This window comes from Pseudoalteromonas sp. HM-SA03, assembly GCF_002289345.1.
In the GTDB taxonomy this organism is placed as follows: domain Bacteria; phylum Pseudomonadota; class Gammaproteobacteria; order Enterobacterales; family Alteromonadaceae; genus Pseudoalteromonas.
The window spans coordinates 1-15,383 of the sequence record NZ_NSDG01000025.1 but is presented as its reverse complement, the minus strand read 5'-3'; the positions used below and the strand labels follow the sequence as shown (position 1 = coordinate 15,383).

The 15,383-nt window shown below is 41.8% G+C and carries 21 protein-coding genes and 4 tRNA genes; 9 read left to right on the top strand and 16 right to left on the bottom strand.

Features of this window, described 5'->3' with window-relative positions:
* Positions 1–140: 140 nt before the first annotated feature.
* Positions 141–437 carry a hypothetical protein gene (locus CKO50_RS04865; protein WP_255229430.1) on the bottom strand — a complete coding sequence of 99 codons (297 nt, stop codon included), beginning with the start codon at positions 435–437 and terminating at the stop codon, positions 141–143.
* A 134-nt stretch (positions 438–571) separates the two neighbouring features.
* Between CKO50_RS04865 and CKO50_RS04860 the strand changes: the two genes are divergently transcribed.
* The gene (locus tag CKO50_RS04860) at positions 572–961 is read left to right on the top strand and encodes a hypothetical protein (RefSeq protein ID WP_095727243.1); all 390 of its coding nucleotides are present in this window, start codon (positions 572–574) and stop codon (positions 959–961) included.
* Positions 943–1,935 (top strand): NAD(P)H-quinone oxidoreductase, encoded by a 993-nt coding sequence (locus tag CKO50_RS04855; protein WP_095727242.1) that lies wholly within the window; start codon positions 943–945, stop codon positions 1,933–1,935. The genes CKO50_RS04860 and CKO50_RS04855 overlap by 19 nt, the downstream gene beginning before the upstream one ends.
* A 27-nt stretch (positions 1,936–1,962) precedes the next feature.
* Here CKO50_RS04855 and CKO50_RS24465 read toward each other — a convergent pair whose 3' ends face one another.
* On the bottom strand, positions 1,963–2,133 hold the full coding sequence (locus CKO50_RS24465; RefSeq protein WP_255229429.1) for a hypothetical protein: 171 nt from the start codon (positions 2,131–2,133) through the stop codon (positions 1,963–1,965).
* A gap of 18 nt (positions 2,134–2,151) precedes the next feature.
* On the opposite strand from CKO50_RS24465, the gene CKO50_RS24460 reads away from it, so the two are divergent.
* Positions 2,152–2,406 carry a GNAT family N-acetyltransferase gene (locus CKO50_RS24460; protein WP_255229432.1) on the top strand — a complete coding sequence of 85 codons (255 nt, stop codon included), beginning with the start codon at positions 2,152–2,154 and terminating at the stop codon, positions 2,404–2,406.
* Between the two features lie 21 nt (positions 2,407–2,427).
* On the opposite strand, the gene opgC (CKO50_RS04845) is transcribed toward CKO50_RS24460, so the two are convergent.
* The 6 genes from opgC (CKO50_RS04845) to CKO50_RS04820 form a co-directional block, all read right to left on the bottom strand.
* Complete coding sequence (gene opgC / locus CKO50_RS04845) at positions 2,428–3,282, bottom strand: OpgC domain-containing protein (RefSeq protein WP_095727241.1); 855 nt, start codon at positions 3,280–3,282, stop codon at positions 2,428–2,430.
* Complete coding sequence (opgC, locus tag CKO50_RS25050) at positions 3,206–3,517, bottom strand: OpgC domain-containing protein (protein ID WP_095727240.1); 312 nt, start codon at positions 3,515–3,517, stop codon at positions 3,206–3,208. Before opgC (CKO50_RS25050) ends, opgC (CKO50_RS04845) begins: the two co-directional genes overlap by 77 nt.
* A 181-nt stretch (positions 3,518–3,698) precedes the next feature.
* A tRNA-Val gene (locus tag CKO50_RS04835) sits at positions 3,699–3,775 on the bottom strand.
* An 11-nt stretch (positions 3,776–3,786) separates the two neighbouring features.
* Positions 3,787–3,863 (bottom strand) — tRNA-Val (locus CKO50_RS04830).
* 124 nt (positions 3,864–3,987) lie between these two features.
* A complete protein-coding gene (locus CKO50_RS04825) occupies positions 3,988–4,983 on the bottom strand; it encodes a DUF3080 family protein (RefSeq protein WP_095727239.1) in 996 nt (331 codons plus the stop codon).
* Positions 4,958–6,316 (bottom strand): MATE family efflux transporter, encoded by a 1,359-nt coding sequence (locus tag CKO50_RS04820; protein ID WP_095727238.1) that lies wholly within the window; start codon positions 6,314–6,316, stop codon positions 4,958–4,960. The genes CKO50_RS04825 and CKO50_RS04820 overlap by 26 nt, the downstream gene beginning before the upstream one ends.
* Before the next feature lie 175 nt (positions 6,317–6,491).
* Here CKO50_RS04820 and CKO50_RS04815 point away from each other — a divergent pair, with 175 nt between their 5' ends.
* Positions 6,492–7,133: a riboflavin synthase subunit alpha gene (locus tag CKO50_RS04815; RefSeq protein ID WP_095727237.1), complete on the top strand. Its 642-nt coding sequence runs from the start codon at positions 6,492–6,494 to the stop codon at positions 7,131–7,133.
* A gap of 125 nt (positions 7,134–7,258) precedes the next feature.
* Here the strand turns inward: CKO50_RS04815 and CKO50_RS04810 are convergent, their stop codons facing one another.
* Positions 7,259–7,462, bottom strand: a complete 204-nt coding sequence (locus CKO50_RS04810; RefSeq protein ID WP_010604612.1) for a CPXCG motif-containing cysteine-rich protein — start codon at positions 7,460–7,462, stop codon at positions 7,259–7,261.
* Positions 7,463–7,532: 70 nt separating this feature from the next.
* Positions 7,533–8,387 (bottom strand): fructosamine kinase family protein, encoded by an 855-nt coding sequence (locus tag CKO50_RS04805; protein WP_095727236.1) that lies wholly within the window; start codon positions 8,385–8,387, stop codon positions 7,533–7,535.
* Between the two features lie 125 nt (positions 8,388–8,512).
* On the opposite strand from CKO50_RS04805, the gene CKO50_RS04800 reads away from it, so the two are divergent.
* Complete coding sequence (locus CKO50_RS04800; RefSeq protein ID WP_095727235.1) at positions 8,513–9,205, top strand: DUF445 domain-containing protein; 693 nt, start codon at positions 8,513–8,515, stop codon at positions 9,203–9,205.
* Positions 9,206–9,276: 71 nt separating this feature from the next.
* Here CKO50_RS04800 and CKO50_RS04795 read toward each other — a convergent pair whose 3' ends face one another.
* Positions 9,277–9,621: a DUF3718 domain-containing protein gene (locus tag CKO50_RS04795; protein ID WP_095727234.1), complete on the bottom strand. Its 345-nt coding sequence runs from the start codon at positions 9,619–9,621 to the stop codon at positions 9,277–9,279.
* Between the two features lie 452 nt (positions 9,622–10,073).
* Between CKO50_RS04795 and CKO50_RS04790 the strand changes: the two genes are divergently transcribed.
* Both CKO50_RS04790 and CKO50_RS04785 read left to right on the top strand, forming a co-directional pair.
* Entirely contained in the window at positions 10,074–11,456 is a 1,383-nt protein-coding gene (locus tag CKO50_RS04790) for an amidohydrolase (RefSeq protein ID WP_010604616.1), read from the top strand.
* 12 nt (positions 11,457–11,468) lie between these two features.
* A complete protein-coding gene (locus CKO50_RS04785) occupies positions 11,469–12,698 on the top strand; it encodes an amidohydrolase family protein (RefSeq protein WP_095727233.1) in 1,230 nt (409 codons plus the stop codon).
* Positions 12,699–12,750: 52 nt separating this feature from the next.
* On the opposite strand, the gene CKO50_RS04780 is transcribed toward CKO50_RS04785, so the two are convergent.
* From CKO50_RS04780 to CKO50_RS04760, 5 genes are read right to left on the bottom strand one after another with little or no spacing between them, the layout of a single operon-like run.
* Positions 12,751–13,080 carry a TusE/DsrC/DsvC family sulfur relay protein gene (locus CKO50_RS04780; protein WP_045989037.1) on the bottom strand — a complete coding sequence of 110 codons (330 nt, stop codon included), beginning with the start codon at positions 13,078–13,080 and terminating at the stop codon, positions 12,751–12,753.
* Positions 13,081–13,085: 5 nt separating this feature from the next.
* A complete protein-coding gene (locus CKO50_RS04775; protein WP_095727232.1) occupies positions 13,086–13,340 on the bottom strand; it encodes a DsrH/TusB family sulfur metabolism protein in 255 nt (84 codons plus the stop codon).
* Entirely contained in the window at positions 13,337–13,696 is a 360-nt protein-coding gene (locus tag CKO50_RS04770; RefSeq protein ID WP_095727231.1) for a DsrE family protein, read from the bottom strand. Before CKO50_RS04770 ends, CKO50_RS04775 begins: the two co-directional genes overlap by 4 nt.
* On the bottom strand, positions 13,693–14,046 hold the full coding sequence (gene tusD / locus CKO50_RS04765; protein ID WP_095727230.1) for a sulfurtransferase complex subunit TusD: 354 nt from the start codon (positions 14,044–14,046) through the stop codon (positions 13,693–13,695). Before tusD ends, CKO50_RS04770 begins: the two co-directional genes overlap by 4 nt.
* 55 nt (positions 14,047–14,101) lie before the next feature.
* A complete protein-coding gene (locus CKO50_RS04760; RefSeq protein WP_010604622.1) occupies positions 14,102–14,767 on the bottom strand; it encodes a Bax inhibitor-1/YccA family protein in 666 nt (221 codons plus the stop codon).
* A gap of 297 nt (positions 14,768–15,064) precedes the next feature.
* Between CKO50_RS04760 and CKO50_RS04755 the strand changes: the two genes are divergently transcribed.
* Positions 15,065–15,155 (top strand) — tRNA-Ser (locus tag CKO50_RS04755).
* 42 nt (positions 15,156–15,197) lie between these two features.
* Positions 15,198–15,288, top strand: a tRNA-Ser gene (locus CKO50_RS04750).
* The last annotated feature ends 95 nt before the right edge of the window (positions 15,289–15,383 follow it).

Sequence of the window (15,383 nt, the reverse complement as noted above, 5' to 3'; positions counted from 1 at the left end):
AAACTGGCTGCTAGAAAGGCATTAATTATCCGCAGATCAGGTTAAATAGGTAGCAAGCCCCTCTGCAAGCCAAAAATCTGAGTGGTCAAGCAACGGGTGATAAAGGTGAGCTATTTCATGGTACAAGGTCCAATCTTTAATCAACACTCGGCTTGAGGTAAATCGTTTGATTTGGAGTAGAACAGCATCGGGTTTGCCACGTTGAACCGTGGCCCACGGCACAGGCTCAGATGCGAATAGCTCGGTTCAATGATAAATGGAAGTGTAAATTGTTGTAATACTCCCAAGGAACGCTCTGTTGCTTTACCGTGTTCTAGCCAAGTTTCCACATGTTGTCTATCACTGCTACTTATCCAGCTCTTATAGTCGATTTCAATTTCGGTTGCCTGAGTGGATGCAGTTAAGTCGAACAACAGTATGAACATTAATAATTTCACTATTTTCTCTACAATGGTTACTTCATAAATAGACCTGAGAACGCATCATTTCATTCTTGATGTTGAGATTATCTCAACTGACCTGATTGGGTGATTGTGTAAAACTGAATAAAACAACGTTAAAGGGAAATAAGATGAAAGTCACCGTACTTAGTTTATTGTTATTGAGTCCAATTGCTTTGGCAAACCCACTTTTAGGTACTTGGGAATTTGTTGAGGGAAAATATGCCACCGCAGATGGCATTGTATCAGCGCAAGCGCCGAGCTTGACGTCGATAAAGTTAATTACTGAGGCTCACCACAGTTACATTACGCAAAGCGAAGGAAAGTTTAAATACGCTGGTGGGGGGAGCTACAAAATAGAGGGAAATAGATTTATCGAAACCTATGAATATGGAAATGTTACTTCCTTACTTGGTCGAACGATGTCATTCAGCTACAAGGTTGATGGTAATTTATGGCATCATGAACTGTATGAAGATGGTAAGTTCGTCGAGAAGGAAGTATGGAAAAAAGTTCAGTGATCCCAAAGAAGATGCGTTATATCAGTCACGCGTCTTCTCAGCTTCAAATCCAGTACACCGAAACACCAACATTGAGTGCAAAGCAAGTGCTAATCAAAGTACATGCGTTTGGGGTTAATAGAGCAGACATTTTGCAAAAACAAGGGAAGTATCCTGCGCCTGAAGGCGATAGCGGGATATTAGGTTTGGAAGTGTCTGGAACGATAGTTCAAGTGGCGTCTTCTGAGCTTGAACATTTACTTGGTGACCAAGTGTTCTGTTTAACCTCTGGCGGCGGCTATGCTGAGTATGTGGTTGCACAAAGTGAATTACTCATGCCGTTAACCGAAGGTTTGTCATTGAGCTATGCGGCAGGCGTAGCAGAAATATATCTTACGGCCTATGATGCGATTGTGCGAACTGGGCAGCTAAATTCTAATGGGGTTTTACTTTGCCATGGCGGTGCTTCGGGTGTTGGCAGTGCTGCCATAAGGATTGCAAAAAGGCTAGGTGCAACGGTCATTACCACCCAAAGTAGCAAGGAAAAGGCCGAGTATGCTAAATCTCTGGGTGCAGATCATACTATTAATTATTTAGACTGTGATTTTGCTGAAGAAATGAAAAAGCTTGGTTTGAAAGCAAATGTCATTCTTGATCCAGTAGGCGGTGAATACCTCAGAGCGAACCTAAGAGCTGCAGCAATGGATTGTCACTGTGTGATGCTCGCAGTGCTAGGCGGAAGATATACAGAGCTAGACTTTGCCAAGTTACTCGCAAAAAGGTTCAACTTGCATGGGAGCACGTTAAGAAATCGCTCTTTGGAATATAAAACGGAATTAGTGAAAGATTTTCTGAATGAATTTGGTCCACACTTATCGGATCCGGCGATGAAGATACCAATATATAAGGAGTTATATTGGGAGGAAATTGAGCAAGCCCACGATATTCTCGAACACAACCAGAACCTCGGGAAGGTGATAGTTAGAGTTAGTTGACTGTGTATTTATACAGTTGTTGTTCTATCACTTCTTAGTGATTTGAGGAGTGAACATTTTGACTTTCAAAATTGAAGAGAAAGTACCTTGCCCAGGGGAATATTGTGATTTGCGAATAGTCGCGGGATCATCTGCAAAATCTTTAGAAGCAGCGGCACGTGGGTTGTCTAATTCATCATTGGAGTTGTTATTAGACATGATGAACAACTTGTGGCAATGGGCCGTGTGGTTGGAGACGGAGGTTGTAATTTTGAGGTCGTCGATGTTGCTGTCAATCCACTTTATCAAGGGCAGGGATTAGGGCGTACAGTAATGGAATATATTGATGGTTACATAGCAGAAAATGTTTTGCCGGGCTCTTATGTTTCAATGATTGCAGGTGAGCCCGCTTTTTATGAAAAACTGGGTTACCGCTTAGTATCCCCTGGGAGTCAAGGAATGACAAAGATGTTTACAGTGGATAAAGACTGAATCTTCCCAAACACTACGCATTTACGCTGCCTTGCTCTGTGCTCCAAGTTGGTTTCTTCGGTTGCTGGAACGCCATAGTTGGTCAAGTTTTGCAGGTATCGCAAGTAACCCAATGAAAAATATGCAGATGAGTAAATCCCAATACCAAGTTTGCGTTGTGTAAGCCTGGCTCCAAGGCTGCAGAAAATAAATGACTACGGTATGGAAAGCAAATACGGGTAACGCATGTTGCCCTAAAAATACGGGGTACTTCAGCGTAAAGAGCCCCGGTATATGTCGGTTTAGTAACATAAACAGGTAAACGGCTAATAATAAACTCAATTGATAAACTACCGAGGCGTTACTACTTCCCAATAGATACGGCTCCATCAGTGCTGGAAACCAATGTTTAGTAATAAACAGAGCGGTGATACATGTGAGCAAGCATATCCGTACGGCAATGGGAAAATCAAAAGAATAGCCTTTATGGTGTTTTAGGTAGCTTAGAATAAAACCCATATAAAAGTATATTTGCCACGCTAAAGGGTCAAAGTAGCTCACATTGATTGTGATATCGGAAAATATAACGTTAAATGGACCAGCTAAAGGCTGAATTGTGACGTGTTGCGATAAAAGCCATATAAGGACAGAAGAAGTTGCGACTAACCAAAGTTGGCCACGATTTATAGCAAGTATTGCAAAAGGCAGAAATATCATTGGCACAAGATATAAGATAAGTATGTCATGATAACCAGGGTGTTCAAGCAATAAAATAGCCGAAATATAACTTTGAAAGGGATTGTTGAACCAATTTGCTGCATTAAAAAAACCAGTCCATTGTTGGATATAAAACGGAAANTATGAAACTGATGGTAATGGCTGTAATATGAAATCCATATATGGTTAAACAGCGCCGCCGTACTTTGCGTTGAAGCTGTGTTTTATTATTGCTCAACCTTCCGTAGACAATATATGCGACAAATCCAGACAAGAATACGAAACCTTCGGCTGCTGTTACAAAACCTAAAGGTGCTCTAGTGAGTTGAGGGACGAAGTGACCATATAAATGGTTACAGGCAATAATAATTAGCAGCCAACCACGTAGGCCATCGTATGCTAAATTCCTTTTCACTGTTCCTACCCCAAAGCCTGAAAGTTAATCCATTACTCTGTACCTTTTTTACTTATCATGCTAATGAAATAATTTAATATAGAGCTGATTATAGTGGAGAAAGTACTATCTTTATTATTGACCCTTGGCGCGGGTTATAGAGAGTAGGTAGTGCTTTTTTAATTTGAATTAAAACTAGTAGTGGTACAACCGAGTGGATTCGAACCACCGACCCCTACCATGTCAAGGTAGTGCTCTAACCAACTGAGCTACGGTTGTATTATAAGATTTGGTACGACCGAGTGGATTCGAACCACCGACCCCTACCATGTCAAGGTAGTGCTCTAACCAACTGAGCTACGGTCGTACAATAACATTTTCTTATTAAATTTTATCAGGTCTGTGCCTGTCAACGCGTTGTAATATATAGTGACTCAGCTAACGGATCAAGCGGCTTTCAGTAATTTTTTGATTGTTTGCCTTTTTTTTGTTCATACTGGAGGGATTTCACACAGCTGGTAAAATTTTTGCCACCATTTTACGTGTGCTTTCGCAGAATCTTTAAGATTATCCAAGTGCTGTTGAAGCATGAGCGGATCGACAACGTTGTTATTTTGATACAGTAGGTGGATGGGTTGCCAGGCTGAGATCAACTCTTCCATAGAAAGAGAGAGCACCGCCTGATAAGGCTGAAGAACGGATAAATAATACTTGTTGAAGATATTGCTTATGATCTTAGCCTGCTTTTTGTTTCCGCCACTTTTGCAAATATCATCTCTCAGCCTAAGTTGTTGTAATTGGCGTGTAGTGGCATTATTCAGTTGAGTCTGCTTACGGACGCTCGTCACCAAAGATGAGATAAATCGCTGAGAAAGCACTTTTAAAGCGGGTGTGAGTGTGACTGGGTTGAGATTTTCTGGCGTGTCTAAGTGTATTGCCAGCTCTGCGAGCTCGTTAACTGCCTCTAGCATGTTGCTGTGGGCTGCTGGCAACTCTAGTGGCACTTCTTCAGCGATTAACAAGCTCAAACTTGCCAACTCTCTTTCAAATGTCATCATGTGAAGAAAGTAACGTGGAAGCTGTTGTTTCTTTTCCTGTATTGCTTGGGTGAATGTTTGTTTCAACTCGTCGCTTGTGTTTGGGTGATGAATGCAGTGAGGCGCTTGCTGAATAAATAAGATGTTGTATTTCAAGCGCTCGCTTGGGTAACTTACTTTCCCTAATTGATTATTGTGCGCAGCGATGAGGTTTGTTACTTTGCAGTGTCCAGCGGTCGTGATGTCTAACATAGAGATAGTTAGCTCACTTGTAGGCAATGGTACTTTTTGTACCTCCGGATTGTAAAGTGGCGCTGTGTGTACCACCTCTATGTCAGTTGCGCTCGCCAAACGTTGTTGATATTCAACAGCAATATCGCTCGGCTGCTTGCTGCAGCCGGCCAATGTAAAAAGTAATAGCGTGCTAGCTATTCGCTTGACTAATCTCAAATTTCACCCGTTTGTTTACGCATGTAACCAATAATACTGCCGCCGTACTCAAGCCAATAATAATACCAATCCAGAAGCCTTGAGGACCCATCGCAGGCGTGATTAAATCGGTCTTTGCTAATACATAGCCTAACGAAAAGCCAATTAGCCAATATGATACAAAGGTAACCCAAGATATTGGTTTAGTATATTTGAGTCCCCTTAACACACCATTTGCCGAGACTTGTAATGCATCGGGTAATTGATACAAACAAGCCAGCACCATAATGCTGGTTGCAAGAGCGGCTACTTCGGTATTGTTTGTATAGAGCCAAACAATCTGATCTCTTCCTATATACGTAATGAGTGCGACAAATAGTGCAATTAAGGTGGCCAAAAGAAACGCGGTATTCACTGAAAGTTTGAGTTGGTCTAAGGCTCCTTGTCCAGTTAGATTGCCGATCCGTATTGCAATAGCCATTGACAAACTTAATGGCATCATAAACAGCATTGTAGTGACGCTGGCTGCAATTTGGTGACCGGATACGGAGATAGGCCCCAAATCAGCAATAAATAATGGAATACAAGCAAATAGTGTAACTTCAAAGAAAGTTGCCAGAGCAATTGGGAAGCCAAGTGCCGCAACGTATTTCATCATAGATAGACTTGGTTTGGTAAAACCACTAATCAATGCCTTTCCATCTATGTGTTTACTCTTTAAGCTATACACCCACTGTGCAATTGCCATTGACCAAAGTACGATGGATGTAGCGAGGCCACAGCCCGCACTACCAAGTGCTGGCGCGCCAAATTTACCATAGATGAAAATATAATTAGCAACGATATTGATACTAAGACCAACAATACTGATGTAAAAAGCAGGCTTTGTTTGCCCGACCCCTTCGGTAACATTGCGGTATACCGTAAAGGCCAAAAAGCCTAATAGACCCCATTTCACAAAATCAATATAGCCTTGAGCAAGGGTCTGGACATTCTCACTTGCCCCAATATTTGAAAAAACCATAGAAGTAAAGTTCGCTAAAACCAAACCCACGGTAAAAAGCGCTAAGGCCAGATACAAGCTTTGCTGGAAAAATCGTTTGATCCCTGCGGTGTCATTAGCACCATGGCAATGGGCAACAATACTCGTAAGTGCAAGTAAGATCCCTTGCAAACTAAAAATCAAAGGGTTCCAAACACCTGTAGCAATAGAAAGAGCAGCCAAGTCCTCAGCACTGACTTGACCTGCCATCATCGTATCAACGACGGTCATTAAAACTAAAGTAACTTGAGCGAGAAAAACGGGGATCGCAAGCTGAAGCAAGCGTCTGGCTTCCCAAGTTGAAAAATTCATGGTGAGATACTACTTAAGGCGTAAAAACGTTAGTTTATTTTAGTGCTTTGTTTTTAGCAAAATTTTGCGGCTAGCAGTCGCAACTATTTTTATCGAGTTGAATATTCAATACAAATTAAGTACATCTCTTAGTGCAATTTCGCTACAATCTCAAGGATAAGTTAAGAGGGTAGATATGTTTACAGGAATAGTTCAAACAAAAGCAACGGTGGTGTCAGCAAAGCAGGTCGACAATACTTTAAAATTAGTTATTTCTGTTGGTGCTGAATACCTCGATAAGCTGACCTTGGGGGCGAGCATAGCAATTAACGGATGTTGCCTAACGGTGGTACATTTCGAACAACCAGAAAATGATGTGGTAGGGCAAGTTTGTTTTGATGTGATTGATGAAACATTGAGACTCACTAATCTAGGTGAAGTACAAAGAGGGTCGCAGGTAAACTTTGAGCGCTCGATGACGTTTGGGACGGAACTCGGCGGACATATAATTTCAGGCCATATTCAAACAAGCGCGAAGATCAGTGAAATACGTCGCAACGAGGGTAACTGTAGGATGCATGTGGCCTTGCCAGAAGCGTGGCATAAGTATGTGATGTACAAAGGCTTTATCGCGGTAAACGGTGCGAGTCTGACAGTGGGAGAGCTTGACCATACCGGCTTTTGGTTACACCTAATACCTGAAACGCTAGCGCTTACAAACTTGGGTACGATGCAAGCGGGAGATAGCGTGAATATTGAAGTTGACCAACAAACCTACACGATTATTAATACCGTTGAAAACTACATGAAGAAGCAAACTTTATTGAAGCATAGCTAGTGCCTTGCCCGAGAACAACCCTTTTCGCACACTATTAGGCTACAAAAATTGCTGACTAAGGTTGTGTCAACTTGATAAGCAGCTCGCAAATGAGCTGCCCATCATCTGTAGTATTTCAGCTTCGACTAAAATACTTGTTCGTCGTCGCTATCAACCCTAAGTTCAAGCTTATTGTGCAGTTGGTCTAAGTGCATATTTAGGTGTATTGGATTGCAACAAGCCGCACAGTCTTCGTAGTAGTCCTGATCGCCTTCACTCGTATCAAGATTGACAAAAATATGATGTCCACAATGCGGACATTCAATACGTTGTTGATATAGGTTTTTCATTGGCCCTCCACCTGAATTGGCCAAACTAAATACCTTTTAACTATAGCGCATTGTGACGAAAATATGGCAGTTATTTGAGCAGGGCTTGCACTTGTTCTGCCGCGTCCCGTATGTACTTGCCAGCAAACAAGTTTGCTTGCACCAAAAGAGGATATAAGCGATAAATGTCTAAACGCTCAGCCGCATTTTCTGCGAGAGGATAGATAGACTCGTAACCATGATAGAAGTCATCTGGTAGCGGAGCGAATAACGAAGCCATCGCAATATCAACTTCTCTATCACCATAATAGCAAGCAGGGGAAAATAGCACGGGTTTTTGATGGCTAAAACCAATGTTACCATGCCAAAAATTACCATGAACCAGAGACGGTTGAACTTGGTGAGGAAGGAGTGGCTTAAGTTGTTCCACAAATGTGTCAATATCAGTGAGGATAATCCCTTTTTCAGCAAGCAGCTGCAGTTGCCAACCAATTCTTTCCTCAGCAAAAAAAACTTCCCATTTTTTGTGCCATTGATTTGGTTGCGGCAGCTCGTGAATGTAATTGTCTTCTTCTAGGCCGTACATTTCCTGTTCATGACGTTGGTGCATTTTAGCAAGACTTTGACCGCACTCAAACCAGTTTTCATTGCGATGATCAAGTTCTAACCATTCCAGCACAATAAAACAGAACTCAACACTCGTACCTAGGGCTATTGTATCAGCCACAAGAAAATCAGAGTCGCGAATAAGCTTTTCACGATTAGATGCTTCGCATTCAAATCGCTCTAAAGCCTGAATTGGAGCTACTTTGACCAAAAACTGATGGGTATCGTCTGCAATCTTATAAAGCTTTTTAGACCCATAACTCTTTAAGGTTTGCTTCGACGAAAACTCAAAAGCGCCATGGAGAGATTCAGAGATTTGTTGGTTGACTTTGTTCCACATAAGTTAGATCCAACATATTCACTTACTCTAAAATATGGTTGAAATTCTCAAGATCACAAATACTTGAGGCCTTTTTCTAAAAAAAATAAAATATCGTGTCTGTCATTTTATCCAAGGGAAGTACATTGAATAAAAATATCATCACCAATTCATTCGCAATACTGCTAACAGGTACTGGCTTCGTACTAGAAAACGACGTTTTGTTTTCGGTTGGATTGTTTGCATTATCTGGCGCACTGACGAATTGGTTAGCGGTACATATGTTATTTGAGAAAGTGCCTTTCCTCTATGGTTCAGGAATTATTACGCTTAAGTTCGAATCGTTTAAAGCGTCGATTAGAGAGCTCATCTTGAGCGAGTTCTTTAGTAAAGAAAAACTAGAAAAGTTTCTCGACAAGGAGCATCCAAAGTTTGACTTGGCACCGATCGCTAATAAAGTCGATTTAAATCCTGCGTTCGACCGTTTGTTAAGTGTCATTGAAGCGTCTCAATTTGGCGCGATGCTGCAGATGTTTGGTGGAACTGAAGCTGTACAACCGCTGCGAGAACCATTTATTGAAAAAATGCGATTAGCAATAGTTGAGCTCGGTGAACAGCCTGAGTTTGATGTTGCAATTAGTGAATCGCTCAGTAACGGTCTACTTGGCGATGATTTACATCAAACTATTGAAAAAGCGGTGGATGAGCGACTCAATGAGCTAACGCCGAAAATGGTTAAGGAGATCGTACAAAACATGATTAAGACTCACTTAGGTTGGTTAGTTGTGTGGGGAGGCGTCTTTGGGGGTCTATTTGGGTTATTGACTACAGTTGTGTAGCTGAACTGAGAAAAAGGCGCAGCTAGGGATTGCTACGCCTTGCTTTTTTGTTTACAAACATGTTGACATCACTACTTAGATCCTGAGACAAAAATGGTCTTTTTATCTAGTTTAGCGATGTCTTTAATACTGGTTTCTACATTACTGTCTACACCGAGGAAATCCGCAGCTTTATTAAATCCGTAGGTTGCTGCAAATTTGCCGACAGGCATATCATTGCAGTGGAGTTTTTCTTCTACAACACGTTTTTTTAGGTGGTGCTCTTTAATGGTGTGGAACAAGTGAATCTTATTGTCTTTGACTACCGACATACAAACTTTGGTCGCTCTACTATTATCTGCAGCAACAAAATCTGCCGCAGATGCGGTACCTGCGATTAGAAGCGAGGTTGCACATACTAAATTGAACAATTTCATGGTTAGCTCCTTGGCTATCTCTAGGACACGTTCTTAGTATTACTAAAGTTGCCGCAGAATGCTGTAAATCAAGTAATTCCGAATGTAATAGAGTATGTCAAATGTGTGCCAGATTTCTATCTATCTGTAAAGTATTAAGTTATTCTTTTTCTAAAGATACAAATAGCAAAAACTTTTTTCACTATAAAATACTATTATCGATAATTTAACACTTCGTTTTTAGATTTACTTCCTCTTTGTTACTTATGCTTCGTGATGTGTCAAAACGTGTCAATATTGACGCTAATTTACATTCCGTTGTGGCAACTAAGGCTTTTCTAAATTACTCACTGCTGACAACATGCGTTATAATATCTGGACGTTCGTCGTAATTACTTGTGACTAAAACTCATAATTGCGTAAAGTGCGATGGTATGAGTTAAAGTCAAAAAAAACAATAGAGATGACAAAAAATGTATAAATTTGCTCCCTCCATAGTCGTAGCTGGCATTGCCGCAGCTTTGATGGGCTGTCAGGATAACGGCCCACAAAAAGAAAAAGTTACCATAGAGAAAAACCCATACCCAAGTACCTACAAGCCTGTACCTTCTCAGTCCACCCTAATCACTAATGCTACCGTTTTAACCGGAACGGGTGAAAAAATAGAACAAGGTGATGTATTTATTGTTGATGGTAAAATCAAGCAAGTTGGTAAAGACCTATCTGTCACGGCAGATATTACCATTGATGCTGAAGGCAAATGGGTAACACCTGGCATTATCGATGTGCACTCTCACTTAGGAGCTTACCCCAGCCCAAGTGTAGAATCGCACAGTGATGGCAATGAAATGATTAACCCTAATACTTCTCAAGTATGGGTTGAGCATTCTGTATGGCCGCAAGATCCAGGCTTTAACCGAGCTAGAGAAGGGGGGATCACCACGCTACAAATCTTACCTGGCTCTGCAAACCTATTTGGTGGTCGTGGTGTTACCTTAAAGAATGTGCCGGCACCAACAATGCAGGCAATGAAATTCCCAGATGCGCCATATGGGTTAAAGATGGCATGTGGTGAGAATCCAAAGCGTGTATACGGCTCTAAAGGTGTAGCCCCTTATACTCGTATGGGTAACATGGCAGGATACCGTGAAGCTTGGATTGAAGCTGGTGAATATAAGCGCGCTTGGGAACAGTACGAAGCCGAATATGCTGCTGGATTGAATCCGGATGCACCGAAACGTGATATCAAGTTCGATACGCTTCGTGGTGTGCTAGATGGTGAAATCTTGATCCATAACCATTGTTACAAAGCAGAAGAAATGGCAATGATGATCGACTTGTCTAAAGAGTTTGGTTATCACGCAGGGACGTTCCACCACGGCATTGAAGCATATAAGATTGCAGATCTATTAGGTGAAAACGGTAACTGTGCAGCGCTTTGGCCAGATTGGTGGGGCTTTAAGATGGAGGCGTATGATATGGTTCAGGAAAACGTTGCAATTGTTGATGCAGTGAAAAACTCATGTGCAATTGTCCATTCTGATTCAGATACCACAATCCAACGCTTAAATCATGAAGCCGCAAAAGTGATGAACACGGCTAACCAGTCTGGCTTTAACATCAACGAGCAGCATGCAATTAAGTGGATCACCTCGAACGCAGCTAAATCGTTAGGCATTCAGGATAAAACTGGATCGCTTGAGCAAGGCAAACAAGCCGATGTAGTAATTTGGAACACCAATCCGTTTAGCGTGTACTCTCGTGCAGAGCAGGTCTTTGTAGATGGTGGTAAAGTCTATGATCGTCACGATGAAAAATATCAAGCGGTTAGTGATTTTATGTTAGGTCAAAAGTAAGGAGTTGATGAGATGAAAACCATGAAACTAACCATGATCACTAGCGCATTGCTAGCTCACTCAGTTGCTTTTGCCAATGTTACCGCAATTACTAATGCAACGATCCATACCGCGACAGATGCTGGCGTACTTGAAGGTGCGACCCTAGTTATCGAAAACGGTAAAATAAAAGCGATTAACCCAGATAATGTGACTGCTGATGTAACGATTGACGCCAGCGGTAAGGTTGTCACTCCAGGTTTTATCGGCTCAATGAACCAACTTGGCTTAGTTGAAGTTGGTGCGGTTGCTGCTTCTCGTGATGCTGGTGATGACGATGCCGGAGTAGATTTTGACGCAAGCACCGCATTTAATCCACGTAGTAGCTTAATTGCCTATGCAAGAAAAGGCGGTATAACGCAAAACTTTGTCGCACCTTGGGGCGGTAAAAGTGAGTTTGCAGGGCTTGGTTTTGTTGTTGACTTATCTGGCGAGTTTAACAGTGTGACTGACAAGCAAACAGCGTTAATTATTCATCTGGGGGCCAAAAGCAAAGGGTCTCGTGCAAAAGCGTTAGATAACGTTGTTAAAAAGCTTGACGCACAGCAAGAAAAGCTTGCTAAGAAAGACAAAAAAGATGAGGGAAAACCGAGTTCAGAAGAACAAGTGTTAACTCAAGTGCTTGCGGGTGATATGCCTGTGATTGCAACGCTTTCAAGAGCGTCTGATATTCTTGAAGCGATTAAGCTAAAAGAAAAGTTTGGTTTAGATCTGATGATTCAGGGCGCAGATGATGCGGTAGTGGTCGCTGAGCAATTAGCCGAGGCGAAAGTACCTGTTATTTTGAGTGCGGTATCAAACCTACCAGCTAGCTTTGACTCAATGCATGCAAGTCTAGATAACGCAGGTAAGCTTGAAAAAGCGGGTGTCAATGTCATCCTGTCAATTGGTGGTGACGGTAGTCATAACGTCTACCAGCTACGCTTTGATGCGGGTATTGCTGTAGCAAATGGCATGAGTCATGAAGGCGCACTCAAGGCAGTTACCGCTAACCCTGCGAAAGCACTGGGCATTGATGGCGGTGTGATTGAAGCTGGTAAACGTGCAGACATCGTAATGTGGAGTGCGGATCCTTTCGAATTTAGCACCACAATCGATAAAATCTGGATCAATGGTGAGGAAGTGTCTACTGAATCACGTCACGATAAACTAAGAGACAGATATACGACAGATTCTGATATGCCAAGAGCGTATACGAAGTAATGTTTTTATACAGGGCCTCATTTGAGGCCTTTTTTAGTTCGGTTGTCCCGTCCTAAATACACTTGGCGGGTTTTGGCAACCCCGCTATTTTTGTTGCTTGTTTGGCTGGACCTTTTGGAAATAACTTATACAAATAGATGCTATTGCCTTTATCCTCGCCTAGTGCTTTAGCCATTGCCTTTACCAGCATGCGGATCGCGGGGCTGGTGTTGTATTCGAGATAAAAATTTCTCACAAACTCAATGACTTCCCAATGTGCATCTGAAAGCTCAATATTTTCTTCTGCGGCTAGAAGTGGTGCTAAATCTTTAGTCCATTGAGTATGGTCTAGCAAATAGCCTTGTTTATCTGTCTCGATAGTTTGGTTGTTAAATTCTAGCATGATGATTACCAAGTAATTGAATTGTTCATCGTAATGGTCAGCTCAACCCAATCTTTGTCAGAGATAAGCTCTACTCCGGCCTCTGGGACAATGCCTCTGGCACTGGCGCAAGTTTGCAGCATCACCACATTTGCATCCCCGGCTGAGATACGCGTTTGCCCAAAGCAGCCATCATTACATAATAAAATAGTGTCTTGATGGGATACAAACTGCAGCTGATCGCATGCTTCGATACTAGAAATAATATGTAGCGTGCTCATAGTGTCACCACAAAGTCATGTTGTTTGATTAACGCAAGGATTTCATGCTGATTTTTGACTTCAGTATCAACAGCAAGGGAGTGTGGCGATACGTTAAACTCATCCATCGCTGACTGGCAGGCATAAACCCGCTCGACATCATAAATTTCCAGAGTTTTTAATTGCTTAAACATGTCTTTTAAACCCAGTGTGGGCGCATTGAGGGTTTTCTGGAGCGATAGCACAGCAGAACCGGTAAAAAGCCAACTTACTTGTTGATCAATCGCTGCATAGATTAGTGCGACATCGAGTGCTTCTTTCAGACTATTTTGGTCAAAAGGACTGGTTTGAGAAATAATTAACACGTTTTTACTCATTTAAACTGCACCCACTTATCAGACTTACTCGAGATCATGGCAAACTCCGCAAGGCCAGCAACGGTGAAAGGGCTAACGTCTTCGATGCTAACGCCGCGTTTTTCCGCAGCGGTGACACACAACAACAGGGGGATCCCTTTATCTTTGATGCGTTGCCAAAGTGCGTTGACCTGCAATTCGTCGGAAGCGTGTACGATATTTTGACTGGCGTGATAAACACCATCTTGGTATAGAAAGATACACGCGATTTGATGGTCACTTTTAATAGCGGCATCGACATACCGTTCTAGTAAAGTTAACTTTGACTGTGCAGCTACGCCAAAGTGAACTGATATGGCTATTTGACTCAAATTTTACTCATAAAAAAAGCCCCGTAATGGGGCTTATTTTATCAGAAATTCTGAGTTAGTCATCCGATGCGCCTAAAAGGGCAAGGATACTGGTAAATAAGTTATAAATACTTAAATACAAGCTCACAGTTGCAAGCACGTAGTTTGTCTCGCCGCCGTTGATAATTCGGCTTGTATCATAAAGGATAAAGCCAGACATTAATAACACGACTGCCGCGTTAATTGCCATAAACGCGATGCTAGATCCAATGAACAAGTTTACTAGGCTTGAGATAATAACCACGATTAAACCAACCGTTAAAAAGCCACCCATAAATGAGAAGTCTTTTTTCGTAGTTAGTGCATAAGCTGATAAACCGAAGAAAATTAACGCTGTTGTGCCAAGTGCTTGTGCTATCAACATGCCACCATTTGGTAGTGCAGCATAGTGATTAAGCATAGGCCCAAGGCCGAAGCCTAAAATACCAGTAAATAGGAATACAAGACCGATAGCAGAAGATGAGTTTGCTTTTTTACCGATAACAAAAAGCAAACCAAATGCAACTAATGAACAAACAATACCGGTAAATGCTGGTAATGCCATTGTCATTGAAATTGCGGCTGTTACTGCACTAAACGCTAATGTCATTGCCAACAGGAAGTAAGTGTTTTTCAACACTTTGTTTGTTTCCATTGTCGACATGACAGGTTTTGCAGTGTTGTATGAATGATTGAATGCCATGATTCAAGCTCCTTAATAAAACATGCTGATCCCAAAAATAACTAAGATAAGAGTATCAATTGTTATATGTTGGGGCAATGATTTCTGGATCAATATCTGTCGTTAATTGGGTCTCTACGGTAATAGTTACTCAATACGTAAGACTTTGAATATTTTCAAAAGTTCGCTGAAATATCTAAAATACGCATAATTTTGACTGGTTCTTAGACGATTGAGCCAAATTTTACGCAAACGATCAAATAATTGAAAAAAAAGCTTCACAAGCGCATAGGGATTCTCTATTATTCGCCCCGCTGCGGAGAGATGGCTGAGTGGTTGAAAGCACCGGTCTTGAAAACCGGCATACGTTAATAGCGTATCTAGGGTTCAAATCCCTATCTCTCCGCCACTTATTTTAGATTCGTGCTATTAAGCGTGGATCATAGGTTTTGGAGAGATGGCTGAGTGGTTGAAAGCACCGGTCTTGAAAACCGGCATACGTTAATAGCGTATCTAGGGTTCAAATCCCTATCTCTCCGCCACATTTAAAGCCCTCATATTTGAGGGCTCAGACTGTTGAAAAAGGGCTGGACACAGATCTAGCCCTTTGATCTAATAAGCGTAGTGAGTTTAGAGA